The 24865-nt window shown below is 69.3% G+C and carries 19 protein-coding genes; 10 read left to right on the top strand and 9 right to left on the bottom strand.

Annotated features, from left to right (window positions below; translation table 11 throughout):
• Window positions 1-11: 11 nt before the first annotated feature.
• The 6 genes from cuyB (at window position 12) to C9F13_RS02780 (ending at window position 5730) form a co-directional block, all read left to right on the top strand.
• Window positions 12-761, top strand: coding sequence for a cysteate racemase (cuyB, locus tag C9F13_RS02805; protein WP_211310885.1), 750 nt, complete (start codon window positions 12-14; stop codon window positions 759-761).
• 185 nt (window positions 762-946) lie between these two features.
• Entirely contained in the window at window positions 947-1981 is a 1035-nt protein-coding gene (locus C9F13_RS02800) for a YeiH family protein (protein ID WP_108444709.1), read from the top strand.
• A gap of 188 nt (window positions 1982-2169) precedes the next feature.
• On the top strand, window positions 2170-2802 hold the full coding sequence (gene acuR, locus C9F13_RS02795) for an acrylate utilization transcriptional regulator AcuR (RefSeq protein WP_108444708.1): 633 nt from the start codon (window positions 2170-2172) through the stop codon (window positions 2800-2802).
• A gap of 65 nt (window positions 2803-2867) precedes the next feature.
• The gene (gene acuI / locus C9F13_RS02790) at window positions 2868-3851 is read left to right on the top strand and encodes an acrylyl-CoA reductase (NADPH) (RefSeq protein ID WP_108444707.1); all 984 of its coding nucleotides are present in this window, start codon (window positions 2868-2870) and stop codon (window positions 3849-3851) included.
• Between the two features lie 114 nt (window positions 3852-3965).
• Window positions 3966-5189 (top strand): MFS transporter, encoded by a 1224-nt coding sequence (locus C9F13_RS02785; protein WP_108444706.1) that lies wholly within the window; start codon window positions 3966-3968, stop codon window positions 5187-5189.
• 100 nt (window positions 5190-5289) lie between these two features.
• On the top strand, window positions 5290-5730 hold the full coding sequence (locus tag C9F13_RS02780; protein WP_108444705.1) for a DUF3617 domain-containing protein: 441 nt from the start codon (window positions 5290-5292) through the stop codon (window positions 5728-5730).
• A gap of 119 nt (window positions 5731-5849) precedes the next feature.
• On the opposite strand, the gene C9F13_RS02775 is transcribed toward C9F13_RS02780, so the two are convergent.
• Complete coding sequence (locus C9F13_RS02775; protein WP_108444704.1) at window positions 5850-8963, bottom strand: efflux RND transporter permease subunit; 3114 nt, start codon at window positions 8961-8963, stop codon at window positions 5850-5852.
• Window positions 8963-10057, bottom strand: coding sequence for an efflux RND transporter periplasmic adaptor subunit (locus tag C9F13_RS02770; protein WP_108444703.1), 1095 nt, complete (start codon window positions 10055-10057; stop codon window positions 8963-8965). The genes C9F13_RS02775 and C9F13_RS02770 overlap by 1 nt, the downstream gene beginning before the upstream one ends.
• 240 nt (window positions 10058-10297) lie before the next feature.
• On the opposite strand from C9F13_RS02770, the gene C9F13_RS02765 reads away from it, so the two are divergent.
• From C9F13_RS02765 to C9F13_RS02755, 3 genes are all read left to right on the top strand, one after another.
• Window positions 10298-11473, top strand: a complete 1176-nt coding sequence (locus C9F13_RS02765) for a BaiN/RdsA family NAD(P)/FAD-dependent oxidoreductase (protein WP_108444702.1) — start codon at window positions 10298-10300, stop codon at window positions 11471-11473.
• Between the two features lie 230 nt (window positions 11474-11703).
• Window positions 11704-13695 carry a hypothetical protein gene (locus C9F13_RS02760; protein ID WP_108444701.1) on the top strand — a complete coding sequence of 664 codons (1992 nt, stop codon included), beginning with the start codon at window positions 11704-11706 and terminating at the stop codon, window positions 13693-13695.
• Between the two features lie 334 nt (window positions 13696-14029).
• On the top strand, window positions 14030-15277 hold the full coding sequence (locus C9F13_RS02755; RefSeq protein ID WP_108444700.1) for an ATP-grasp domain-containing protein: 1248 nt from the start codon (window positions 14030-14032) through the stop codon (window positions 15275-15277).
• Between the two features lie 133 nt (window positions 15278-15410).
• On the opposite strand, the gene C9F13_RS02750 is transcribed toward C9F13_RS02755, so the two are convergent.
• The 5 genes from C9F13_RS02750 to C9F13_RS02730 all read right to left on the bottom strand — a co-directional run bounded on the left by C9F13_RS02750 (window position 15411) and on the right by C9F13_RS02730 (window position 18085).
• Window positions 15411-15866 (bottom strand): CopD family protein, encoded by a 456-nt coding sequence (locus C9F13_RS02750; protein WP_108444699.1) that lies wholly within the window; start codon window positions 15864-15866, stop codon window positions 15411-15413.
• A 108-nt stretch (window positions 15867-15974) separates the two neighbouring features.
• Window positions 15975-16253 carry a YqjK family protein gene (locus tag C9F13_RS02745; RefSeq protein WP_245888687.1) on the bottom strand — a complete coding sequence of 93 codons (279 nt, stop codon included), beginning with the start codon at window positions 16251-16253 and terminating at the stop codon, window positions 15975-15977.
• Window positions 16240-16635 (bottom strand): phage holin family protein, encoded by a 396-nt coding sequence (locus C9F13_RS02740; RefSeq protein WP_108444697.1) that lies wholly within the window; start codon window positions 16633-16635, stop codon window positions 16240-16242. The genes C9F13_RS02745 and C9F13_RS02740 overlap by 14 nt, the downstream gene beginning before the upstream one ends.
• On the bottom strand, window positions 16635-16967 hold the full coding sequence (locus C9F13_RS02735) for an ElaB/YgaM/YqjD family protein (RefSeq protein ID WP_108444696.1): 333 nt from the start codon (window positions 16965-16967) through the stop codon (window positions 16635-16637). The genes C9F13_RS02740 and C9F13_RS02735 overlap by 1 nt, the downstream gene beginning before the upstream one ends.
• A 77-nt stretch (window positions 16968-17044) precedes the next feature.
• On the bottom strand, window positions 17045-18085 hold the full coding sequence (locus tag C9F13_RS02730) for a phospholipase A (protein WP_245888686.1): 1041 nt from the start codon (window positions 18083-18085) through the stop codon (window positions 17045-17047).
• 242 nt (window positions 18086-18327) lie between these two features.
• Between C9F13_RS02730 and mscK the strand changes: the two genes are divergently transcribed.
• A complete protein-coding gene (gene mscK / locus C9F13_RS02725; RefSeq protein ID WP_108445325.1) occupies window positions 18328-21702 on the top strand; it encodes a mechanosensitive channel MscK in 3375 nt (1124 codons plus the stop codon).
• Between the two features lie 8 nt (window positions 21703-21710).
• Here the strand turns inward: mscK and C9F13_RS02720 are convergent, their stop codons facing one another.
• Together C9F13_RS02720 and C9F13_RS02715 are read right to left on the bottom strand one after the other, a co-directional pair.
• Window positions 21711-22475 (bottom strand): TlyA family RNA methyltransferase, encoded by a 765-nt coding sequence (locus C9F13_RS02720; protein ID WP_108444695.1) that lies wholly within the window; start codon window positions 22473-22475, stop codon window positions 21711-21713.
• Window positions 22476-22645: 170 nt separating this feature from the next.
• On the bottom strand, window positions 22646-24688 hold the full coding sequence (locus C9F13_RS02715) for a hypothetical protein (RefSeq protein WP_425432854.1): 2043 nt from the start codon (window positions 24686-24688) through the stop codon (window positions 22646-22648).
• Window positions 24689-24865: the final 177 nt, after the last annotated feature.

Genomic DNA, 24865 nt, shown 5'->3' with positions numbered 1-24865 from the left:
AGAGGCAAACGATGACGATGCACGACCGCGACCGCCCGTCCTCCCCCCGCGACCCGCACACCATGGTCGGCGTGCTGGGGGGCATGGGGCCCGATGCCACCGTGACCTTCATGCAGCGGGTGATCGACGCCACGCCCGCCGAGGACGACATCGACCACGTGCACCTGCTGGTGGACAACAACCCCAAGGTGCCGTCGCGGATCAAGGCGCTGATCGACGGCGACGGCGAGAACCCGGGGCCGGCGATCGCCGAGATGGCGCGGCGCCTCGAGCGGGCCGGCGCCGCCTTCCTGGTGATGCCGTGCAACACCGCCCACTACTACTGGCAGGATGCCCAGGACGCCGTCGACATCCCGGTCTGGCACATCGTCGAGCGGACCCTGGACAGCGTCGCCCGCACCGTCCCCGGGGCGCGGGTCGGCCTGCTCTGCTCGCCGGCGCTGCGCAAGATCGGCCTCTACGAGGGCTTCGTCGAGGCGCGCGGCCTGTCGCTGGTCTACCCCGAGGACGAGGCCGCGGTGCTCGAGGTGATCCGCGCCGTCAAGCGCGGGGAGGGGCGTCACCCCGACACCCTGGCGGCCTTCGCCCGGGCCGCCGACGACCTCAAGGCGCGCGGGGCGGACGTGCTGGTGCTGGCCTGCACCGAGCTCTCGGTCATCGACGACGCACTCGACGGCTCGCTGCCGGTCGTGGACAGCGTCCGGGTGCTGGCCGAACAGGTGGTGACCGCCGCCGAGGGCGTCGAGGCCGTCACGCCCTGATCGTTTCGCCCGGGTCGTCATGACCGGGCGTCGACGGCCGGGCCATCACGCCCGGCCGTCCCGACCATCCGGTCCGAGCGGGGCTCGGGCCCCGTTTTCCCGCTTCGCCGGGCCGTGTCGTCCCCGCCCACTGCGGCGGGGAGGGGCGACGCGCGTCCGTCGGGCGGCTTCAGGAGACTCGCGACATGAAAACCACGCTCTTCGATACGCCACTCGCCGAGCGGGTCGGCAGGGCTCGGCCCATCGGCCGCGGCCTGCTGGTGTGCGTCACCATCGCGCTGGCCACCACCTTCATCGCCGACCACTACGGGGGCCCGACGCTGCTCTACGCCCTGCTGTTCGGCATGTCGCTGCACTTCCTGAGCGAGGAGGGGCGCTGCCGCGAGGGCATCGAGTTCGCCGCGCGCACCGTGCTGCGCCTCGGCGTGGCCCTGCTGGGGGCGCGCATGACCCTCGCCCAGGTCGGCGACCTGGGGATCGGCCCCGTGCTGACCGTGGTGGCGGCCGTGGCGCTGGTCATCGCCATGGGCTCGGTGCTGGCCCGGGTGCTCGGCCTGGAGCGCGACCTGGGGCTTCTGACCGGCGGCGCCGTCGCCATCTGCGGCGCCTCGGCGGCGCTCGCCCTGTCGGCGGTGATGCCGCGCCACGACAACCACGAGCGCAACACCATCCTCACCGTGGTCGGGGTGACCACGCTCTCGACCATGGCGATGGTGATCTACCCGCTGATCGCCGGGGCCCTGGAGCTCGCCAACGGCCAGGCGGGGATCTTCCTCGGCGGCACCATCCACGACGTGGCCCAGGTGGTGGGCGCCGGCTACATGATCTCGGAGGAGACCGGCGACATCTCGACCCTGGTCAAGCTGGTGCGGGTGGCGATGCTGGTGCCGGCGGTGATGGTCTTCATGTGGCTGTTCCGGGCCTCGCGCCGAGAGGAGGGGGCGGCGGCCAAGGTGCCGATGCTGCCGGGCTTTTTGGTGGGCTTCGTGGTACTGGTGCTGGTCAACAGCCTGGGGCTGATTCCCGAGGCGGTGAACGAGGGGATGTCGACCCTCTCCCGCTGGTGCCTGGTCACCGCCATCGCCGCCCTCGGCATCAAGACCTCCTTCCAGAAGCTCGCGGTGGTGGGCTGGAAGCCGGTGATCCTGATGGCCCTGGAGACCCTCTTCCTGCTTGTCGTGGTGCTCGGCGTGGTGATGGTCGCCGGCCTCGGCACCTGATCGCCCGGGCGACGGCCCGCGGCCCGGACCCCCGATAGGTTCGAACCACCAACGAGAAGCGGCCAGTCGGCATTCGTCGACTGGTCGCTTTCGTGTGTGGGGGAGGGAAGGCGGACGGGAGAGGGCGCGATCGATGAATCGTTCATCGTCGGCTTGATTTTATAGACGCTCGGTCTATATTGATTGTCATGACCAACGCGACCACCAAACCCCGCCGCGGCCGGCCCCCCAGGGTGCCCCGCGATGACCCGGATACCCGGGCGGCGCTGATCCGCAGCGGCACCGAGGTGCTGACCGAACAGGGCTTCACCGCCTCGGGCATCGACGGCATCCTCAAGCGCGTCGGCGTGCCCAAGGGCTCGTTCTACTACTACTTCGACAGCAAGGAGGCGTTCGGGCGTGCCGTGATGGAGCACTACGGCGCCTACTTCGCGAAGAAGCTGGAGCGTCACCTGGAGGACGCGTCGCGTCCGCCGCTGTCGCGTATCGAGGCCTTCGTCGCCGATGCCCGCGACGGCATGGCCCGCCACGACTTCCGCCGCGGCTGCCTGGTCGGCAACCTCGGTCAGGAGGCCGGCGGCCTGCCGGAGGGGTATCGCGACTGGCTGCGGGCGACCCTCGACGACTGGCAGCGGCGCCTGGCGCGCTGTCTCGAGGAGGCGCAGGCGACCGGCGAACTCGCCGAGCACGCCGACGTCGAGCGGCTCGCCGAGGCCTTCTGGATCGGCTGGGAGGGGGCCGTGATGCGGGCGCGACTCGAGCGCCGGGCGCGGCCCCTGGAGGTCTTTATCACCACGTACATGGAGGGGCTGCCCCGCTAGGGGCGTCGCTTCATGCCATTCGATAGACGCTCGGTCTATAAGTGTTCAACAACACGAGGTGCACGATGTTCAAGGCCATTCTGATCGACAATAACGACGACGGGCAGCGGGTCGCGGTGGAGACGCTGGACGAGGCCCGCCTGCCGGAGGGCGACGTCACGGTGCGGGTCGACTGCAGCACCCTCAACTACAAGGATGCCCTGGCGATCACCGGCAAGGGGCCGGTGGTGCGCCAGTTCCCCATGGTGCCGGGGATCGACCTGGCGGGCACGGTCGAGCACTCCACGGCTGATGCCTACCAGGCGGGCGACGCCGTGCTGCTCAACGGCTGGGGCGTGGGCGAGAAGCACTGGGGGGGCCTGGCCGAGAAGGCGCGGCTGGACAGCCGCTGGCTGATTCCCCAGCCCGCGGCCTTCACGGCCCACCAGGCCATGGCCATCGGCACCGCCGGCTACACCGCCATGCTCTCGGTGATGGCGCTGGAGCGCCAAGGCGTGACGCCGGAGCAGGGCGAGGTGCTGGTGACCGGCGCCAACGGCGGCGTGGGCAGCTACGCCATCGCGCTGCTCGCTCGACTCGGCTACCGGGTCGTGGCCTCCACCGGTCGCCTCGAGGAGGCGGACTACCTCAAGGGGCTCGGCGCCGAGTCGGTGATCGACCGCGCCGAGCTCTCCGAGCCTGGTCGTCCGCTGGCCAAGGAACGCTGGGCGGGGGCGGTCGACTCGGTGGGTAGCCACACCCTGGCCAACGTGCTGGCTTCGACCCGCTACGGCGGCGCCGTGGCGGCGTGCGGGTTGGCCCAGGGCATGGACCTGCCGGCCAGCGTCGCGCCCTTCATCCTGCGCGGCGTGACGCTTTGCGGCATCGACAGCGTGATGCGCCCCTACGCCGATCGCGTCGAGGCCTGGCGCCGGCTCGGCGAGCTGCTCGCGCCCGAACAGCTCGACGCCATCACCCGCACCATCGGGCTGGACGAGGCGATCGACACGGCGAGCGAGCTGCTGGCCGGCCGGGTCCGCGGGCGCGTGGTGGTCGACATGGCCCGCTGACACCGAGCCGGGCGATCGACGGGGGCACGCCGGCGGCGTGCCCCTTTTGCGTCCGGACGCCGTGCGCTTTCTGATACGCTTGCCGAGGTCACCGATCGTCGCCGAGGAGTCGTCATGAGGGCCGCCAGCCGCCTGGAGAAACGCAACGTCGCCATCCTGGTCGCGGGCCAGACGCTCTACATGGTTGCCACCATCACCGTGATGACCCTGAGCGGGGTGGTGGGCCACCGGCTGACGCCCGCGCCGGGGCTGGCGACGCTGCCCGTCGCCACGATGATGATCGGCACCCTGATCGCGACCCTGCCGGCCTCGCTCTACATGAAGCGGGTGGGGCGCCGGCGTGGCTTCATGGTCGGGGCGGCGCTCGGCGGCGTGCTCGGCGGGCTGGTGGCCTTCGCCGGCATCGCCCTCGCGCACTTCTGGCTGTTCTGCCTGGGCAACCTGCTGCTGGGCGGCTACCAGGGCTTCGCCATGTACTACCGCTTCGCCGCGGTCGACGTGACCCGCCCGGCCTTTCGCAGCCGGGCGATCTCCCTGGTGCTGGCCGGCGGCGTGGTGGCGGCCTTCCTCGGCCCCTGGAACGCCAGCCTGACCAACGACTGGATCGCCTCGGTGCCGGATGGCGGACCCTACCTGATGGTCGCCGGCCTGGCGCTGCTGGCGATGCTGGTCCTCGGCGGCCTGCGGGTGCCGGCCAGCGGCGAACCCGCGCCCGGCGAGATTGCCAGGCCGATGGCCGAGATCGGCGCCCAGGCGCGCTTCAAGGTCGCGCTGGTCGCCGCGGCCCTCGGCTATGCCATCATGGGCCTGGTGATGACCGCCACGCCGCTCGCCATGCGCGCTCGGGGGTTCGAGATGGGGCAGGTGGCGCTGGTCATGCAGTGGCACGTGCTCGGCATGTTCGCGCCCTCCTTCGTCACCGGCGGCCTGATCGCCCGCGTCGGCGTGACCCGTATCCTGCTGGTCGGCACCGCGATCCTCGCCGCCTCGAGCCTGCTGGCGGCCGCCGGTACCGGGCTCGGGCACTTCTGGGCGGCGCTGCTGCTGCTCGGCATCGGCTGGAACTTCCTGTTCATCGGCGGCAGCACCCTGCTCGCCAGCACCCATGGCGAGGCCGAACGCGGCAAGGTGCAGGGCATCAACGACCTGGTCATCTTCTCGCTGGTGGCGGCAGGCTCGTTGCTGTCGGGGAGCCTGCTACAGCAGCTGGGCTGGACCGCGCTCAACCTGGCCATGCTGGGGCCGATCGGGCTGGTGGTCGCGTTCACCGCCTGGCTGGCGCTCGGCGAGGCGCGTGTCCGTCGGGCCCCGCAGGGGCGGCGAGCGGTCGGGGACTAGGTCGGCGATCCGGGCGGCCGGGGGCGTGTCGTGCCCGATTGGGATATGCTGAGGGCGATGCCGAAGGCCTGGCAGATCATCCACCTCAGGGAGAGCCTCCATGTCGTTCCGTCCCCTCTTCGCCAGCCTGCTGCTGGTCACCCCGCTGCTGACCACGCCGCTCGCGGCCGTCGCCGCTGCCCCCAATATCGTGCCGGGGGAGTGGGAGTTCACCAGCACCACCGCCGTGGCCGGGGACCTGCCGATTCCCGATCAGACCGAGACCACCCGGGAGTGCATCGCCCAGGGCGACCTCGAGGACGAGTCGTTCAGTTTCATCGAGGAGGAGGAAGGCTGCGAGCTGCTCGACCACGAGGTCACGGTCGACGGCATGGACTACCGCATGGTGTGCCGGGCCGAGGGGGGAGAGGCGAGCATCGTCGGCCGCATGGACTTCCTCGGCGAGCGGGTCGAGGGCAACGTCGACATCCTGGTCGACTCCGCCGCGGGCGAGCTCAGCATGACCACCGCCGTGGAGGGCCGGCGCCTCGGCGACTGCTGAGCCGCGCGGGCAGCGCTCGCCACTCATGCCACTCCCGCCATCCCCCGCCGGCGACGCGTCGCTGACCGGATCCCCACGCCTCGACCGCTGCCGCCGAGTCCCGGCGGCAGCGCTTTTCCTCAGTGGGCGGCGGGCTCCTCGCCCATCTCGTCGGCCAGGCGCCGGGCAACATCGCCGGGCGAGCCGGTGCGCCGGGCCAGCAGGTCGTAGGCCACCGGCACCACGAAGAGGGTGAAGAGGGTGGCCGCGGCCAGGCCGCAGAGGATGACGGTGCCGATCACCAGGCGGGTCTCCGCGCCGGCGCCGCTGGAGACGATCAGCGGCACGGCGCCCGCCATGGTGGTCACCGCGGTCATCACGATGGGCCGCAGGCGGGTCACCGAGGCCTCCACCAGCGCCTCGTGGAAGGCCATGCCGCGATCGCGCAGCTGGTTGGCGAACTCCACGATCAGGATGCCGTTCTTGGCCGCCAGTCCCACCAGCATCACCAGCCCCACCTGACTGTAGATGTTCAGCGACTGCCCGGTGAGATAGAGCCCCAGCAGGGCGCCGCAGATCGCCAGCGGCACGGTGAGCATGATCACGAAGGGGTGCACGAAGCTCTCGAACTGCCCGGCGAGCACCAGGAAGACCACCAGGATGCCCAGCCCCAGCAGGAAAGCGGTGGCGCCGCTGGCCTCCTGGTAGTCCCGCGAGGCGCCCTTGACGTCGGTCTGGGCCGCGGGCGGCAGGATCTCGTCCACCGTCGCCTCGAGGTAGGCGAGCGCCTCGCCCAGCGGGTAGCCGTCCGCCAGGTTGGCCTCGATGGTGATCGCCCGGACCCGGTTGAAGCGGTTCAGGGTGCTGGGCCCGGCGAAGTCGTGGAGCGTCACCAGGCTCGCCAGGGGGATCAGCTCGCCGGAGCGGTCGGAGCGCACCCGGAGGCTCTCCAAGGAGCGGGGGCTCGGCCGGCTGCCGGGGACGCCCTCGAGGATGACGTCGTACTCCTGGCCGTCGTCCACGTACTGGGTCACGGTGCGCCCGCCCAGCAGGGTCTCCAGGGTGCGGCCGATCTCGCTGACTGTCACCCCCAGGGCGGCGGCACGGGTGTAGTCGATGTCGACGCGCAGCTGCGGCTGGTTCTCCTCGTAGTCGCTGTCGAGCCCGGTCAGGCGCGGATTGTGCTCGCGCAGGTGGGCCAGCAGGGTGTCGCGCCACTCGGCGAGCTGCTCATAGGTGCCGCCGCCGAGCACGAACTGCACCGGCTTCTCGACCCGCGAGCCGAAACCCTGGCGCATCACCGGGAAGGCCCGGATGCCGGGCAGGCCGGCGAGGCGGCCGCGAATCTCGTCCATGATCGTCCAGGCCGAGCGGCGCTCGGCCCAGTCGGCGAGGGTGACGATCACGAAGCCGCTGTTGAAGTTCTCGATGTTGCCCCAGCCCCGCGGCGCGCGCACCAGGATGCGCTCCACCTCGCCCTGCTCGGTCATCGGCAGCAGGCGGGTCTCGATCTCGTTCATGTAGTCGAGCATGTAGTCGTAGGTGGCGCCGGGCGGGCCGTTGACCAGCACGAAGAAGTTGCCGCGATCCTCCTTGGGGGTGTACTCGTTGGGCAGCTCGCCGTTGAGCCACACCATGGCGCCGACGATGCCGAGAAAGAGCGCCAGCACCAGCAGGCGCAGCCCCAGCACCCGCTCGAGCAGCCGACGATAGCCCCGGCGGGAGCGCTCCAGGCCCCACTGCACGGCGCGGGCCAGGCGGCCCTCGTGCATGTCGGCGCGGAGCAGCTTGGAGGCCATCATCGGCGTCAGGGTCAGCGCCAGCAGGCTCGAGAGGACCACCGCGGCGGCCAGGGTGAGGGCGAACTCCGAGAACAGCCGGCCGATGTCGCCCTGCAGGAAGCTCAGCGGCACGAACACCGCCACCAGCACCAGGGTGGTGGCGATCACCGCGAAGGCGATCTGGCGGGTGCCCCGGAAGGCCGCCACCAGCGGCGTCTCGCCGTGTTCCTGCATGCGCCGGTGGATGTTCTCCAGCACCACGATGGCGTCGTCGACGATCAGGCCGATGGCCAGCACCAGGGCCAGCAGGGTCAGCAGGTTGATGGTGAAGCCGAACGTCGCCAGCGCCGCGAAGGTGCCGACCAGGGCGATGGGCACGGTCACCGCCGGGATCAAGGTGGTGCGCAGGTTGCCGAGGAACAGGAAGATCGCCACCACCACCAGGCCCATGGCGATGAACAGCGTCTGCACCACCTGGCCGATGGCGCCGTCGACGAACACCGAGGCGTCGAAGTTCAGTGACAGCTCCATGCCCTCGGGCAGGGTCGATTGCAGGCGGTCCATCTCCGCCTGGGCGCCCTTGGAGATCTCCAGCACGTTGGCGGTGGACTGCTTCATCAGCCCCAGCCCCACCATCGGCACGCCGTTGCCACGAAAGACGGTACGCTCCTCCACGGCGCCGATCTCGACCCGGGCCACGTCGCCCAGGCGCACCAGGTAGCCGTCGGCGCCCTCGTCCAGCGCCAGCCGGCGGAAGTCCTCGGGGGTGGCGAAGCTTCTCGGCAGCCGCACGATGAACTGGCGCGACTCGGAGACCACGGCGCCGCCGGGCAGCTCGACGTTCTCGTCGCGCAGGACGTCCTCGACGTCGCCCACCGTGAGGCCGCGTGCCGCCAGGGCGTCGGCATCGAGCCAGACGCGCATGGCGTACTCGCGACCGCCGCCGACCCGCACCTGGGCGACGCCGGGCAGCACCGAGAAGCGATCCACCAGGTAGCGGTCGGCGTAGTCGGTGAGCTCGGCCACGTCGTAGCCGCCGCCGCTCAGCGAGAACCAGATCACCACCTCGGAGCTCGAGTCGGCCTTCTGCACCTCGGGCGGGTCGGCCTCCTCGGGCAGGTTGCCCCGGGCCCCGGAGATGCGGTCGCGGATGTCGTTGGCGGCGGCGTCGATGTCCAGGTCCAGGCCGAACTCCACGTTGATGCTGGAGCGGCCGTCCTCGCTGGAGGAGGAGATCACCTCGATGCCCGCCACCCCGGCGATGCGATCCTCCAGCACCTGGGTGACCCGGGTCTCGACGATGCTGGCCGAGGCGCCGGGGTAGCGGGTATCGATGGAGACCACCGGCGGATCGATGGCGGGGTACTCCTGGAGCGGCAGGCGCTCGAGTGCCAGCAGGCCGAAGGCGACGATCAGGGCGGCCATCACCACGGCCAGCACCGGGCGCTGGACGGAGAGGTCGGAGAGGCGCATCAGCCGTTCACCTCGGCGCCGTCGCGGCTGCGCCGCAGCAGCTGGGGCACGGTGGTGTCGTCGTCGAGGATGCCGAGCAGGCGGGTCGGCTGGCCGTCGCGGACCCGCTCGGTGCCGTGGGCGACCACCAGGTCATCCACGGCGAGTCCCTCGAGGATCTCCACCTCGCCCTCGCGGCGCGCGCCGATGCGCACCTGGCGCTCCTCGACCCGGTAGGCCTCCCCGTCGCTCTGGAGGGTCAGCACGAACTGGCGCTGCCCCTGGGGGATCAGCGCCGCCTCGGGAATCACCAGCGCCTCCCGGGGCGCACTCTCCAGGCGCACCTGCATCAGCATGCCGGGGCGCAGCGCGAGCTCGGGGTTGGCGAGCTCGGCGCGCACCGTGATGCTGCGGGTGACCGGGTCGATGCGCGTGCCGATGCTCGCGATCTCGCCGCGAAACGGGGTGTGGGGCAGGGCCGCGCTGGTCGCGGTCAGCGCGAGGCCCGGCGAGAGCTGCCCGAGGGCCCGCTCGGGCAGGGTGAAGTCGAGCTTCATGACGTCGAGCCGGTCGAGGGTGACGAGCTCGGTCCCGGGGGTCACCAGGGTGCCCACGCTGACGTTGCGAAAGCCCACGATGCCGCCGAAGGGCGCCTGGATGCGGGTGTCGGCGAGCCGGGCCTCCAGGGCCTGGATCTCCGCCTCGGCCTGGCGCAGCCGGGCCCGGGCGTCCTCCACGTCGGCGCGCGGCGCCAGGTTGCGGCTCTGCAGCTGGGCGAGCCGGTTGACGGCGTTGCGGCGCTCGTCGCGCAGCGCCTGGGCGACCCGCAGGTCGGCGCGCTGCTCGTCGTCGGCCAGGCGCACCAGCAGCTCGCCGGCCTCGACGCGCTCGCCGCCCTCGAAGGTCAGCTCGACGATGGTCTCGGTGACGGTGGCGGAGAGGGTCACGCTCTCGTCGGCACGCAGGGTGCCCAGCGCCGCCAGCGGATCGGACCAGGCGGCGAGGCTGGCGCGGGCGGCGATCACCGCGGTGGGCTGCTGGGCGGCCAGCAGCGGCGAGAGCACCAGCAGGGCCAGGCCGATCAGCAGGGTCAGGCGTGTTCGCGATGGGGTCATGGCGGGCTTCTTGTCGATGATCGATGAGCGGGTGCCCGTTCCGTCGGGCCCGTGACAGCCGATCGCTCGGCTTGGGGCGAGTGTGGCAGCAGAGTGTGGAAGCAATGCACAGGCGACTCGCTATCTTCTCAATGTACAATCCTTGTATAGAAATGGCCACCCGCCGGCGGTGGTCGGCGCCGGGCCGGCGGGCTGCTAGAATGCGCGGCCCGACTCGATGCCCTGCAGGAGACCCAGGCCGTGACGTATGACGTGGTAGTGATCGGCGCCGGCGCCGCCGGCCTGATGTGTGCGCTGACCGCCGGCTATGCCGGACGGCGAGTACTGGTGGTGGATCATGCCAACAAGGCCGGCAAGAAGATCCTGATGTCCGGCGGGGGACGCTGCAACTTCACCAACCTGGCCTCGGGGCCGGCCAACTTCTATTCGGCCAATCCGGCCTTCTGCATCTCGGCCCTCAAGCGCTACCGCCCCGAGCACTTCGTCGAGCTGGTGGACCGCCACGGGGTGGAGTACGTGGAGAAGGCCCCGGGCCAGCTGTTCTGCGCCGACTCCGCGAAGGAGATCCTGCGGGTGCTGCTGACCGAGTGCGACTGGGCGGGCGTCGAGATCCGCCTCAAGACCTCGATCGAGGCCGTGGAACGTGCCGGCGTGGGCATGCGGCTCGCGACCTCGGCGGGGCGCATCGACGCCGGGGCCGTGGTGGTGGCGAGCGGGGGGCTCTCCATCCCGACCATGGGCGCCACCGGGTTCGGCTACGACCTGGCCCGGCAGTTCGGCCTCGCGGTCACCGAGACCCGGGCCGCCCTGGTGCCCTTCACCCTGACCTCGCAGTGGAAGGCGCGGGCCGAGGCCCTGGCCGGCGTCAGCGTCGAGGTGGCGGTGAGCTGTCGCGGGCGGCGCTACCGCGAGCCGATGCTCTTCACCCACCGCGGCCTGTCGGGGCCCGCCATGCTGCAGATCTCCAGCGTCTGGCAGCCGGGCGACTCCCTCGCCATCGACCTGCTGCCCGGCCTCGATGCCTTCGAGGCCCTGGCCGCGGCGCGCCGCGAGACCCCCAGGCGCCGGCTCTCCACCTGGCTTGGCGAGCGGCTGCCCAAGCGCCTCGCCCAGGCGCTGATCGAGTGGCATGGCGATGACGGGGTGCTGGCCGAGTACTCCAACGACCGACTGGCGGCCTGGGCCGAGCGCCTCGGCGACTGGCGGGTCAAGCCGGCCGGCACCGAGGGCTGGCGCACCGCCGAGGTGACCCTGGGCGGCGTCGATACGCGGGCGATCTCCTCGAAGGACTTCGCGGTCACGGACCTGCCCCAGCTGCGCTTCATCGGCGAGGTGCTGGACGTCACCGGCGAGCTGGGCGGCCACAACTTCCAGTGGGCCTGGGCGTCGGGCGTGGCCTGCGGCATGGCGCTGTAGTGCCTTGCCGAGATAGCCACATCCCCCCATGCCGCCCCTCATGGCGAAGCCCCGCGTCGCCACGCTAGCGGGCATCGCCCACGCCATCCCTGGGCGGCGCTGCCGCGTCTGACGGGCCGGTGAGCCCCGCGGGTTCGCGCCGTCGGGGCAATTTCCTGGTCATCGAACGCCTGGCTCAGGGGCCTCCCCACGCGTTTGACATGTCTCGGGATAGGATTGACAGTGGATGCATGAGCCCCCGCACCCACGATTCCCATCCCCACGACGACCCTGCATCGATCGCCGCAGCCGTTGAGCAACTCGACGCGGCCATCGAGCGGCTGGCCGCCGCCAATAGCGTCGCGGGCGTCTCGCCCGTGTTCGAGGTCCTCGAACCGGCACGCGCCTTGATGCTCGACCCCGAAGGGATCGATCTCGTCTACAAGAGGGTGCCGGCGCTCGAGGCGGCCGGGTTCTTTCGCGGCAGCGACTGGGATTATCCCCAGACGCTGGTGCCTTCTCTCGCCGTGCGCACGGTCCGGCATGGCGATCCGGTCGCCACCCTGGTGGAGAGCCTGAGCCAGGTCCGCCTGCTGGCGGTGGCCAGCGGCGACTTCCATCACCCCTCCATCTCCGCCGAGCATGCCCATCACTTCCTGGCTCAGGTGATGGCGATGAACCTCGACCTCGTGGTCAGCGACCTGCAGGAGGGCGACCGCCTGCGGCCAGAGAGGCTGGGCGTCCTCGTCCAGCAGCTCTATCACTATCTGCTGCACCACCTGGGCTACGAAAACCTGCTGGAACATCTGGTCGCCGAGGTGTGGCGGGTGCTGGCGCAACGTCCGGTCCAGGTCGACGGCGTCAAGCACATGGTGACCCAGATCGCCGCCTGCCTGAACAAGCCGGACGCGACGCTCGGCGAGGTCGGGGACGATGCGCTGCGACTGATCAATGCCGTCTTCAGCCCCACGGCAGGGTGCCGCGAGGATCCCGGTTTCGACGTCTATGCCGAGCGGCTGGCGCTCATGGACGATGAGACGCTGCTGAAGGAGGCCATTGCCTTCGCCCAGGCCATGCATGGCACCGGCCTGGTCTCGCCCTACATGCCGGGGTTCATTCGTTACCTGCGCACCCGCTGGAATGCCTTGATTCCCACGGCGCTGGGGCTCAGCTACACCGGTGCCGACGCCTTTCACTGCTACCCGGCATTGATCCATACGCTGATCGACGAAGCCGTGTTCGCCGAAACCAGTCAGGCGGTCTACGGCCTCGCCATGATGCTTGAGCGGGGCATTCTCTATGCGCCACCGGTGGCTCCGTCGCTGTGGCGGCAGGTGCGATTGACCCTGTGCGAGGCCGCGGCAGAGAAGATCGTCAGCGTCTTCGGGAACCGTCTCGCTCCGGAGCGCTTCCTGCTGGCCGATGTCCTCAACGTCCTCGGCCACCCCCTTGGCGTGGGGCAGGGCAACTATCCTACCTGCCAGTCCACGCGCGCGCTGTCCATGTGGGCCTACGGTGCGCCGGCCGACCTGCTGCGCATCGTCGCCTGGTCCGCGCGCGATGACGAGATCGTGATGCGCTTCGAGGGTGAGAACATTTCCTCGCGGGAACTCGGCGCCGGCCTGGCGAGCGAGCCTCCCGTCGATGTGGATGCTGTCTCACTGCTGACGGTCCCCCACCTCGACCGCATATACTTCGAAATGGGACGTCGCAGTGCCGGTCGAGGAGAGGATCCTCACAAGTGGGTCAATGCCGAGTTCCATGGGGAGCAAGTCGGCCACGGCTTCCGCATTGCCGTCGATGTCTTTACGGGCGGGCTGAAGGATTTCGAGGGGTTCATCCGAGATTTCTATGCGGCTTATCACCCTTACTACAATGGCAATATTCCGGTCATCAATCCGCAGCCTGCGGGCATTGCCGTGACCGACAGCGCCACGCGCTTTCTCGGCTGGCATGCGATCACGATTCAGCGACTTGCTCTCGACCCAGTCGGCGTCATGCGGGTGTATTTCTTCAATCCCAATAACGACAGTGGCCAGAATTGGGGGCAGGGGATCATTACATCAACTCAGGGCCATGGCGAACTTTATGGTGAGGCATCACTGCCCGTGACCGAGTTCGTCTCACGGCTCTACGTCTTTCATTATGACCCCCTGGAGAAGGGCGATCCTGCCTCGGTGCCCGCAGGCGAGGTGCAAGGCGTCATGCGGCTGGCGCAAGCTAGCTGGGCAGCGGGCCGCTAAGCGGGTCGGGACGGACACGACTGGTCGTTCGTCACCTAACTGTTTCAGGGCTATCGCCCCGATTTCCTATTCAATGGCAGAGCCGCTACACTGATTTATACGATTGGAATTAAGGGTTCACGAACGCATTTGTGATTTTTTCTGATTTGCATCGCACACTTTGCTGGATGGCATGAATGTAATAAAACCACGCCTTCCGGCGGCTCTCTTCCCCGAGCCCGCGCTCCAATCCGAGTGCAAGCTTTCCGTACAACCCCAAGGAGAATGTCGAATGACGACGCCAGAAACAGTAACTGAACTGCCCCCGGAGGTTGCAGCCTGGACCGATCCTTCGATGGACTCGGTTCGCGGAACGGAAACGCCCAAGGATCCCAACAAGGGGTATATCGCCCTGCTCGGCTGGAGCGTCAATGCCATCAAGGCGGCCCAGAAGTTCGATCGCCGCTACGTGGTCGTTGCGCCCGAGTGGGCCGAAGATTTCTGCACGGCCAACAAGATTCCCTTCATTCCGTGGGATTTCATCCGCCTGAACGATCGATCCATGGAGATCGCCCAGCGGCTCAAGGATGAGGGTGTCGATGTCGCCATCCCGCTGTTCGAGGAAACCGTGGAGTGGTCTGGCGCGATCAACTCCGTGCTGCTGGATAACCCACGCATGTACGGGCAGTCGATCCTGTTCCGCGACAAGGCGCTGATGAAACGCCGTGCCCAGCTGGGCGGCATCCGCGTGGGGATCTTCGAGGAGGCCCACGAGAAGGAAGACGTCGTTCGCTTCATGAAGCGCGTCAATCAGACGCTTCTCAAGCTCGACGGCGACCCCGACGATCCGATTCACGTCAAGGCCTTCGACAAGGCCGGCTGCCTCGGCCATCGCATGATCCGCACGATGGAAGAGATCGAGCATATCCCGGATGAAGAGTATCCGCTGCTCATGGAGAGCCACCTGGATGGCTGGGAGTTCGCCGTCGAGGCCTGGATCCATGATGGCAAGATCCAGTTCCTCAACATCTCCGAATACGTGACGCTCGGCTATTCGGTCTTCGTTCCCGCGACCAAGGAGCTCGAGAGCTGGCGCAATGCCATTACCAAGCAGATCGAGAAACTGATCAAGACGTTCGACATCCAGTTCGGACTGATCCATCCCGAGTATTTCGTGACCGCCGACGGTGAGATGTACTTCGGCGAGGTCGCGTATCGACCCCCGGGGTTCAAGGCCTTCGAACTCATCGAACGTGCCTACGGCTTCAATGCCTATCAGGCATCGATGCTCGTCTTCGATCCCAAGAGCACCAAGGAGGAGGTCGCCAACTTCTTCCCGCGTGAAGTGGTCGATGCCAAGGGCTATGCGGGCTGCTTCGGCGTCTATCCGCGTCGGCGCGTCGTCAGCAAGCTGGAGATGCCCAAGGAAACCATCGAGCATCCCTATTTCGATTTCCACGAACTGACGCCGCCCGCCGAGGAGACGGTGCCGGATCGCTCGGCCTTCGGCACACACTGGGGGCTGGTGTTCTTCTTCGGTGATGATCCGATCAAGATGCGGGATCTGCTCAAGGCCCAGGAAGACCTGGATTTCTACGTCTAGTGATGCGATCCCGCTTGCCATTCAGGCAGCGGCAGCACGAAGAAAGGCAGGGCGTTGGCCCTGCCTTTTTGCGTTGGTGTCCGCGTCATTTGGCGCCGAGGTTACCTGGCCTTAAAGTCACATCGGGGCCGGATTACAGGTAGCGGCCACCGGCGGCGATGGCGATCGTGGCCAGCCCCAGGAGCAGGTTGAGGCCGATCAGACGACGGATACGGGCCAGCTGCTGCCCGCCGGTGGGCCAGTCCTCATCGGCCACGGCCCGTCCCAGGCGGCGAAAGGGCGCGAACCAGACGTGCAGGAAGATCGCCATCATGGCGAGACCCGAGACCAGCATCAGATGCACGTGCAGGCCGGCGCCCGCCATGCCGCCGAAGTAGCCGAAGAGCATCCACAGCCCCGTCGCCAGCAGCACCGCCACGCTGGCCCACACCCAGGGAAAGAAGCGCTGGAAGACCTGGTACCAGAGCGTCAGCCGCTGGGGCGGCTCGAGCAGCTCCCCGGCGACCCGGCGCAGGATCATCCAGGCGAAGAACATGCCGCCGACCCAGATCACGGCGGCGAGCAGGTGCAGGCTGATGGCAAGGGGCATGACGGGCTCCTTCATGGTTGCGTGGAGCTTGGGGGCTGGGGACGGGGCTCGTCCGGGAGGCGGCCGCTGCAGGGCCGCCCTCGGCACGGTGCAGGGGGACGGCGTGGCTCAGCGCAGCAGGTCGCGGGCCTTCTTGGCGAACAGCAGACCGGTGGTGAGCCGCCGCGCCAGGCGCGCCGCGCCGCCGGGGTGTCGCAGTCCGCGATAGGCGAGCAGCCCGCCGGCCACGAGCAGCGGGGTCTTGTGGCGCGCGAGGAAGCGCCAGCCCTGGTCGAGCGTGCGTTCGGCCGTGCGCCAGCGATGGGCGGCCACCAGCAGGTCGATGCGCTGCTGTTCGATGGCATGCTCGAGTTCGGCCCGGCGGGCCTGGCGTTCAGCGCGGTTCACGGCTCGCCTCCACCAGCTCGCGATCGGTGGCCAGGTGGCTCAGGGTGCCGGCCAGCAGGGTGCGACGCCTGGCCAGGTGCATCACGCGCAGGGCCAGCAGCAGCCCGCCGCCGAGCAGTACCACGGCACTGGCGCCGATGGCGGCCAGGCGGTGGGTCTCCCAGAAGGCGACGATCACCAGGGCGGTGAGCACGCCGATGCCGAGCAGCAGCAGGATCAGACTGAGACCGGCCAGCAGCAGCAGGCCAAACAGGCGCGCGCGCTCCTCCTCCAGCTCGAGCACGGCGAGACGCAGGCGCGTCTCGCCGGTCGCCAGCAGGCTGCCGAGCAGGCGCTTGCCCGCCCCGAACAGCCGATGAGCCGGTCCCTGGCTCGCCGCCATCAGCGCCGCCCGATCAGCATGCCGACCACCACGCCCACGGCGGCGCCGATGCCGATGCTGGTCCAGGGGTTGTCGTGGACATAGCGGTCGCAGGCGTCGGCCTGCTGGGTCACGTTGTCGCGCGCCTCGCCGTAGAGCCGCTCGCCGCGCGCCTCGAGGCGCCCGCGGGTATCCTTCAGCCGCTTCTCTGCGCGCTCGCGCAGTTCCTTGATATTGCTCCGGGAGTCATCGGCGGTGGCGCTGACCAGCTCCTCGATGGTCTGGGAAAGGTGGTGCAGGTCTTCCTTGAGCTGCTGGGTGGACTCGCTGGTGCGGGATTGTTGACTGGCCATCGGGTCTTCCTTGGACGGTGAATGACACGGTCAGCATAGCAGCAGGTTGCACGGCTCTGCATCCGACCCCGGACGGCTCAGCGCTCGCTGCCGGCGGAGAACAGCGGGTTGAGGCTGAAGCCCAGGCTCAGGCGGTTGGTGCGCTGGTCGTAGTCGATCAGGCTCTCGCCATAGCCGTAGTAGTACTGCAGATGGCCGCGGATGCTGCCGAACATCGGCCAGGAGTAGTCCAGCTGGGTGCCCACATGGCCCTCGGCGGCATTGCCCCGCAGCAGCAGGCTCAGCTCGTTGTCGTCGTTGACGCGCCGGGCCACGGTGATGTCGCCATAGCCGAGGTACTCGTCGATGTCGGGGTTGTCGTCCTCGCTCTCGGATTCCGGGATGCGCCAGTGGGGCGCCAGCACCAGGGACCAGTCGTCGTGGATGAAGGTGGTCTCGAGGATCAGTCGGTTCCAGCTGCGCGACAGCGTCTCGGAGCGGCCGTTGGACTGGTGGTTGAGCGACAGCCGGTTATGGATGTTGGTCCAGCCCAGCAGCGAGGTGTCGTTGTCGAAGTCGACGAACACCTCGGGCTCGTAGTTGGTCTCGCGGAAGGGCGAGGAGGCGTCCGCGTTGTAGGCCTGCCACCAGCTGCGCTGGGTGTAGCCGAAATGCAGGTCGCCGCCGGCATCGCCGAAGAGGTCCTCGACCAGGTTGAACTTGACGCTGAACTGGAACTTCATCTCCGCCCGGTCGGCCTCGCTGCCGTCGCTGACGTCGCGAAAGACTCCCTCGTTCGGCGTGGTGTTGTAACTCAGCGGGAACCAGTAGTTGCGCCGATGGGTGGTGATGGCGTAGGGGTTGTTCGCCGAGGCGCGCTCGAGCTGGCGGCGCTCGTCCACGACCTCCTCGAGCTCCTGCCCGCCGTCATCGGCGGCGAGCGCGGCGCTGGCGGACGGCGTGTCCTCGGCGGCCTGCAGGCGCTGGCGCAGCGCGCCCATCTCCGCCTCGAGCTCGGCGATGCGGGACTCGATGGCCTGGCGCTCGCCCTCGCTCAAGGGGGCGGCGGCCTGGGCCGCGCCGCCGAGGCTCGCGAGCAGCAGCGTCACGGCGCACAGGGGTGTTCGGGCAGACATCATGGTCGGGCACCTTGTGGAAGAACACGGCGTTTCTATCACGCCAGTCCGGCAAGTCAACTGTGCTCCCGGAGCGACAGGCGGTGATTGCCTTGCCGCCCCGGGAGGCCGAGAATCACGCGATGCATCATCATAACCGAGGCTGTCCATTGAATGCCCCCTGTCCCCCCGGTCGTCGCCGCGCCGCCGCGTGCCTCGGCCTCGGCCTCGTGCTCCTGCTGTGCCTGCTGGTGGCGTCGACGGCGATGACGCCGGCGCTGGCCCAGGAGATTGCCTCGCCGGCCGGCGTCGACCAGCCGCTACCGACCCGCGAGGAGGTCGAGGCGCGCCTCGAGGAGCGCCAGCCGGCCGAGGGCGAGACTCCCGCCGAGGGCGCCCAGCGTGATATCGAGGCGCTGCGGGCGGCCCTCGAGGGCCTGGAACGACTGGCCGCGGTTAAGGAGCAGCTGGCCGAGCTCGAGGCGCGGGTCGAGCGGGCGCCCCAGGAGCTGCAGCGGATCCAGCAGGCGCTCGACAGGATGGAGCGGGTCGACCGGCAGGCGACCTTCGAGGAGCTGGAGGAGCTCTCCCTCGAGGCGCTGGAGACGCGTCGCAAAAGCGCCGAGGAGGCTCTGTCGTCGTCCCAGGACACGCTCGCCGAGGTCTCGTCGCGGCTGCTCAACGCCCAGACCCTGCCGGAGCGCGCCCAGCAGGCCATCGGCGAGGCGATGCAGCGGGTCGACGAGCGGCGTCGCCAACTGGAGGAACTGGCCGACGCCGAGGTGGCGATGGACGACCCCAGGCGATGGCAACTGCGCATCGAGCGCGCGCTGGCCGAGCAGACCCTGGCGCTGCACCAGCGCCAGCTGGAGACCAACAGCCAATTGCGCGAGCTGGATCAGGCGCACCGTGAGCTGCTCGAGCGCCAGGTGGCCAGCCAGGAGGCCCGACTGACCATGCTTCAGGCGGTCATGGATCGCCGCCGTCGCGAGCAGTCCGAACAGGCCATCGCCAAGGCGGTCAGCGAGGATGGCGAGGGCATCGTCGGCCATCCCCTGGTGCGCAAGGCCCGGGAGATCAATCGCACCATGAGCCTCGAGCTGCTGCGCGCCACCGACCGGGCCAATCGCCTGGTGCGCGAGAGCCAGGAGGTGCGTCGCCAGTTCGATCGGGTCCGCCAGCTGGAGCGCAACCTCAACGAGCAGATCGACGCCGTCCGCGGCAGCATGCTGCTGTCGCGCATTCTCCGCGAGCAGCGGCTGACCCTGCCCCGGGTGGAGGCGCGGCCCGGTCTGCAGGACGAGATCGCCGATCTGCACCTCAAGCAGTTCGAGCTCGGCCGTCACCGCGATCAGCTGCGCGAGGGCAGGCAGCTGGCGCGCCAGAGGATCGAGGAGGCCGATGCCGAGGCCTCGCCGGCGCTGCTCGAGTCGCTGCTCGACCTCTACCAGGCGCGTCGCGAGCTCGTCGACCAGCTGGAGAAGGCCTACGGCGAGATGCTCAGCGCGGCGATCGACCTGCAGCTCAACCAGCAGCAGCTGCTGGACACCAGCCGGTCGCTGCGCGCCACCATCGACGAGCAGCTGTTCTGGATCGCCAACACGCGGCCCCTGAGTCTCTCCTGGTTCGGCCACCTGCCGGAGAACCTGGCCACCGAGTGGCGCGAGGGGGAGTGGCGTGCCCTGCTGCCGGTGAACTGGCGGCTGCCGAGCGCTCGTGCGCTATTTGGCGTGCCGATCCTGCTGGCGGCGCTGGGGCTGATCGCCTGTCGTCGGCGCTTCCGGACGCGGCTCGCGCAGCTGCATCGGGAGGTCGGCCATCTCAGGCGCGACTCCCAGGGGCATACCCCTCAGGCGGTGGCACTCAACGCCCTGCTGGCGCTGCCCGGTCCGCTCTGCCTGCTGGCGGTCGGCGTCGCCCTGCTGGCGGGCACCCAGGGCATCGGTCAGGGCATCGGCGGGGCGCTGCTGCACCTGGCACTGGCCTGGGCTGTGCTCGGCTGCGCGCGCAATCTGCTGGTCGCGGAGGGCGTGGCCACGCGCCATTTCCATTGGCACGCGGGCTACGCCGCCTCCCTGCGCGGCTGGCTCTGGTGGCTGGGCGTGGCGCTGGTGCCGGTGCTGCTGATCGCCCCGCTGGCTCGCGAGGCGGCCGTCGCGCTGAACCAGCGCCCGGTCGGCCTGCTGCTGCTGCTCGGCGGCCTGTTCGCCATGAGCCTGGTGCTGGCCAAGCTGATCCTCGCCCACGTGCCCTTCTTCGGGGTCAAGCTGTTCCGCCTGATGCTGGGGCTCGCCATCGCCCTGGTGCCGGTGGCGCTGGCGGGGCTGATCGCCTATGGCTACGAGTACACGGCCCTGAGCCTGGTGGGCCGCTTCGTCATCACGCTCTACCTGCTGGGGCTCTGGATTCTGGTCGAGGCCGCCGTGATCCGTGGCCTGGCGGTGGCGGCACGGCGACTGGCCTACCGTCGGGCCCTGGCCCGGCGGCATGCCCTGGCCCAGGAGGGGGGCGAGGGCCTGGAAGTCGTCGAGGAGCCGCCGCTGGACATGGAGCAGGTCAACCAGCAGTCGCTGCGCCTCTCCAAGCTGATCCTGCTGATCGGCTTCATCCTGGTGCTCTATCTGGTGTGGTCGGACCTGCTCTCGGTGTTCGGCTATCTCGAGCAGGTCGCCCTGGTGGGGCCCGACGAGGGGGCGTCCGCCGAGGCGCTCGGCAGCATGGTCTCGGTGGCCGATGTCATCACCGCCCTGCTGGTGGTGGGGCTGACCCTGATGATGGCGCGCAACCTGCCGGGCCTGCTCGAGGTGATGGTGCTCTCGCGGCTGTCGCTCAAGCAGGGCAGCGCCTACGCCATCAGCTCGCTGCTCGCCTACGCCATCGTCGGCGGCGGCGTGGTCGCGGCGCTGGGCACCCTCGGGGTCTCCTGGAACAAGCTGCAGTGGCTGGTGGCGGCGCTGAGCGTGGGGCTCGGGTTCGGCCTGCAGGAGATCTTCGCCAACTTCGTCTCGGGGCTGATCATCCTGTTCGAGCGGCCGGTGCGCATCGGCGACACCATCACCCTGGGCAACCTCACCGGCACGGTGAGCAAGATCCGCATCCGCGCGACCACGGTGACCGACTTCGACCGCAAGGAGATCATCATCCCCAACAAGACCTTCATCACCGACCAGCTGATCAACTGGTCGCTCTCCGACACCATCACCCGGGTGGTGCTCACCTACGGGGTCGCCTACGGCTCGGACCATCGCCTGGTGCACCGCCTGCTGCGCGAGGCGGCGGACCAGAACGCGAGGGTCCTGGCCGACCCGGAGCCCCAGGTGTTCTTCATGAACTACGCGGAGAGCACCCTCGACTTCGAGCTGCGCATCTTCGTCAACAGCCTCGGCGATCGACTCTTCGCCACCGACGAGATCAACTGCCGGGTCGGCGAGCTGTTCGCCGAACACGGCATAGACATCGCCTTCAATCAGCTCGACGTCTGGCTCCACCGGGCCGGCGGCCAGGCGAGCCGGGTCCAGAGCGTCTCCTCACGGCGGCTGGCCGAGCCCGAGCCCGAGCGCCCGGCACCGGGCGCAAAGGGCGACCCGGGCGAGCTCGGTGCCGGGGGGGACGGCGACGGGGGCGGCGACGCCGGGCGCTGAGCTGGGCGTCAGCGGCGCACGGCATGGAGCAGGAATTCCCGGTTGCCGTCGCCGCCGAGCAGTGGGCTCGGCTGCCAGTGCAGGATCGCGAAGCCGAGCTCGGCGCAGGTCGCGCGGATGCGCGCCTCCACCTCGGCGAAGCGGCGCTCGTCCACCACTACCCCCCGCGCGTTGACGCCGCCCGGGCCCACCTCGAACTGCGGCTTGACCAGGCTGGCGAGCTCGCTGCCCGGCGGCAGCAGGGCGGCGAGCTCGGGCAGGATCAGCGTCTGCGAGATGAAGGAGACGTCCATCACGGCGAGCTCCGGGCCGCTCGCGCCTTGGGCGGCGAAGGCCGCCGCGAGGCGCGGGTCGCCGGCCATGGCGCGGGCATTGAGCCCCTCCAGGCAGGTCACCCGGGGGTCGTCGCGCAGGGCGGCGTCGAGCTGGTCGTGCCCCACCTCCACGCCGATCACGTGGCGCGCGCCGAAGCGCAGGGCGCAGTCGGTGAAGCCCCCGGTGGACTGGCCCACGTCGAGCACCAGGCGCTCGTTGAGCGACAGCCCAAGCGCCTCGATCAGCGCCTCCAGCTTGAGCCCGGCCCGGGAGGCGTAACGCTCCTCGGGATCCTCTTCCAGGGCGAGCTCGGTCGCCTCCGGAAGCTTCTCGCCGGGCTTGACCAGCGGGGCGCCGCCCGTCGCCAGGCGCACGCGGCCATGGCGGATCAGCCGCTGGGCGCGGGTGCGGGAACGGGCCAGGCCCTGGGTGACGAGCAACTGATCGAGACGTGGCATGGCGGCTCCGGCGGGGCGTGGATGGAGGCGCCATTATGGCATATCGCGTCACGCGCTCGAGGCGCCAGAGGCCGGCGTTGGGCCGTTCTCATGCACGATGCCCCCGCACCAGAGGGCACGAGGGCATCGCGTCGGGCGGGCTATCGCGGTCGGCGACCCGGCGTGCTGGGCTAGGGTCCCTCGTCGGCCTGCAGGCCGACGGCCGGGATCCGGTCACTGCCCCAGCTGCGGTGGATATAGCCCGTCACCCGGTCCAGCTCCTCCTGGGTGATCTTGGCCAGCTCGCCGCGCTCCAGGGGATCGTAGTGGTAGATGTAGAGGCGTGAGGCGAACTGCTCGAAGGGCAGCGAGGACTCGCCGAAGCGCTCGCCCTGGTCTGCCGTGCTCACCTTGATGCCGTCGCCCCAGTCCTGGCCGCTGTCGTTGTTGGGGTTGAAGAAGTACACCCGCATGACGTCGCTGGGGTCGAGGTTGACCCGCAGGATGGTGATGGCGTGCCAGCCGATGAAGCGGGCGGCGCTGTCGGTGACGGCGATGCCCGCCGGCTGAGGGTGGATCAGCGGCTGGTTGCCGTTGTAGTAGGGGTGGTAGCTCGCATAGAAGTGGCGCAGGAAGTCGTCCAGCGCATGGAGCTTGCCGGTCGCCACGTCGACGTTGATGCGAAAGCCGCGGCCCGACCACCAGCCGTGGAACTCCGGATTGACCCAGCGGTGCGGGTCGCCTTCGCGGCCGATGCAGCGCCGGATCATCTCCGCATAGATGCGATCCAGGTGCGGCACCACGATCAGCGATACCGGATCGAGGTCCATGGGCAGTGCCTGGGCGACCCCGGAGAGGCTCGCCATGGAGGAGAGCGGCATGCCCTCGAAATGGATGATGATGTCGTCGTCACGGGCCGCCCAGGTCACCATCTGCAGCAGGTAGTCCGGGTCGTTGTAGGCCCACATGGAGAGGGCGCGCGCCGACTGGCAGGTGGGGTTGTTGCCCTGGCCCACCCCCAGCGGCAGGCCGAGCATGCACAGCACGCCTTCCAGCAGCCGGGCGCGGGGCGACACGGTCTCGCCGAAGGCCAGGTTGAGGCGCGCCTGGGACCACTCCGACAGCGAGAGCCCCAGCTGGCGCCACATCGCCGGGGCCACTGGCGGCTGGTAGAGGATGCCGCGCTCCAGCATCAGCGCCAGGCCATAGGCGGCCTGCGGCGTGGCGGGATAGATGCCCCCGCGGATCAGCGCATGGACCAGCTCGCGATAGCAGAGCAGGCAGTCCCGGCCGGTGGAGGAGAGCCCCAGCGCTTCCGCCAGCAGGTGGTCGCTGTGGTCCAGGAGGTGGCGCAGCAGCACCGGATGGTAGGCGGAGACCAGGCCGGTGTCGTGCATGGCGCGGGCGAAACCGGTAGCCTCGCCCTGAAGCGCGGGAGTGTCCATGCTCGACAGCCGCTCGCGGTAGATCTCGAGCCCCGGGTCTTCGCGGCTGGCCCGGGTCGGGCCGAACAGCGAGCTGACCAGGCGGTCGGCCCCCTGGCCGCTGGCGCCCAGGTCGATGTCGGGGTTGGCCTGGCAGATGGCGATCTGCGTGATCATCTGCTTGACCGGCTCGACCTGGATGGGACGCTGCTCGATGATCCGCCAGATCTCCTCGATCAGGCGGTCGATGATGTGTTCGTAGCCGATGCGCTCGGCCAGATGGCCGAACAGCATTCGCGGCACCATCGCCAGCTGCCCCTGTGACTCGCGCTCCGCTTCGCTGGGCGTACCGAAGAGCAGCCAGAGATTGATGGCCATCACCTGGGTCAGGTAATGGTGCGCCTGTTCCATCGAGATGTGCGGGTGCAGGTAGCCACCCTTGGCCACGGCCAGCAGCCGGAGCTCGCTGAGCGCCTCGATCGCGACGGTATTGGGATCGGCGCTCTTCAGCGCATGCGGGGTAAGGGAGGGCACGAGGTACTGGGGCGTCTCCCAGTCCGACCCGAGGAAGGTCCCGGCCTCCTCGAAGGCGCGGGCGCGTTGCTCGATGGCGTCGCAGCCGCCCTCCTGCAGCATCACTTGTCGGGCGATATCGAGAAGGTCGGGCAGTACGCCCGGCTTGGCGCGGTTGCTTGCGTCGCTGAGCAGGCTGACGGTGTCATCGAACGTCTTGAGCAGGCCGGCGAGCTTGCCGCTGACTCTCGTCACACCACGGCGGGTGCTGTCTGTCGTGTCACGTGGGCTCGTCACACGGACTCCTTGTCGTCAGCTGTCATGATCTCTATGACGCCTGCATTGGACGGAGAAATCAAGCGTCCGATTCCCGCCTCGGCCCTTGTTGCCGGCAAGGCACATTGGTATAGTGCCCGCCGATCGACAAGGGCGTGTCCCGCGTCGGTCGAGGCGTCTTCGAGACGCATGTCGTGG

Source organism: Halomonas denitrificans (assembly GCF_003056305.1).
GTDB classification, from domain to species: domain Bacteria; phylum Pseudomonadota; class Gammaproteobacteria; order Pseudomonadales; family Halomonadaceae; genus Halomonas; species Halomonas denitrificans.
The sequence above is the reverse complement of the archived record's forward strand: the minus strand, read 5'-3'. Positions and strand labels throughout refer to the sequence as shown.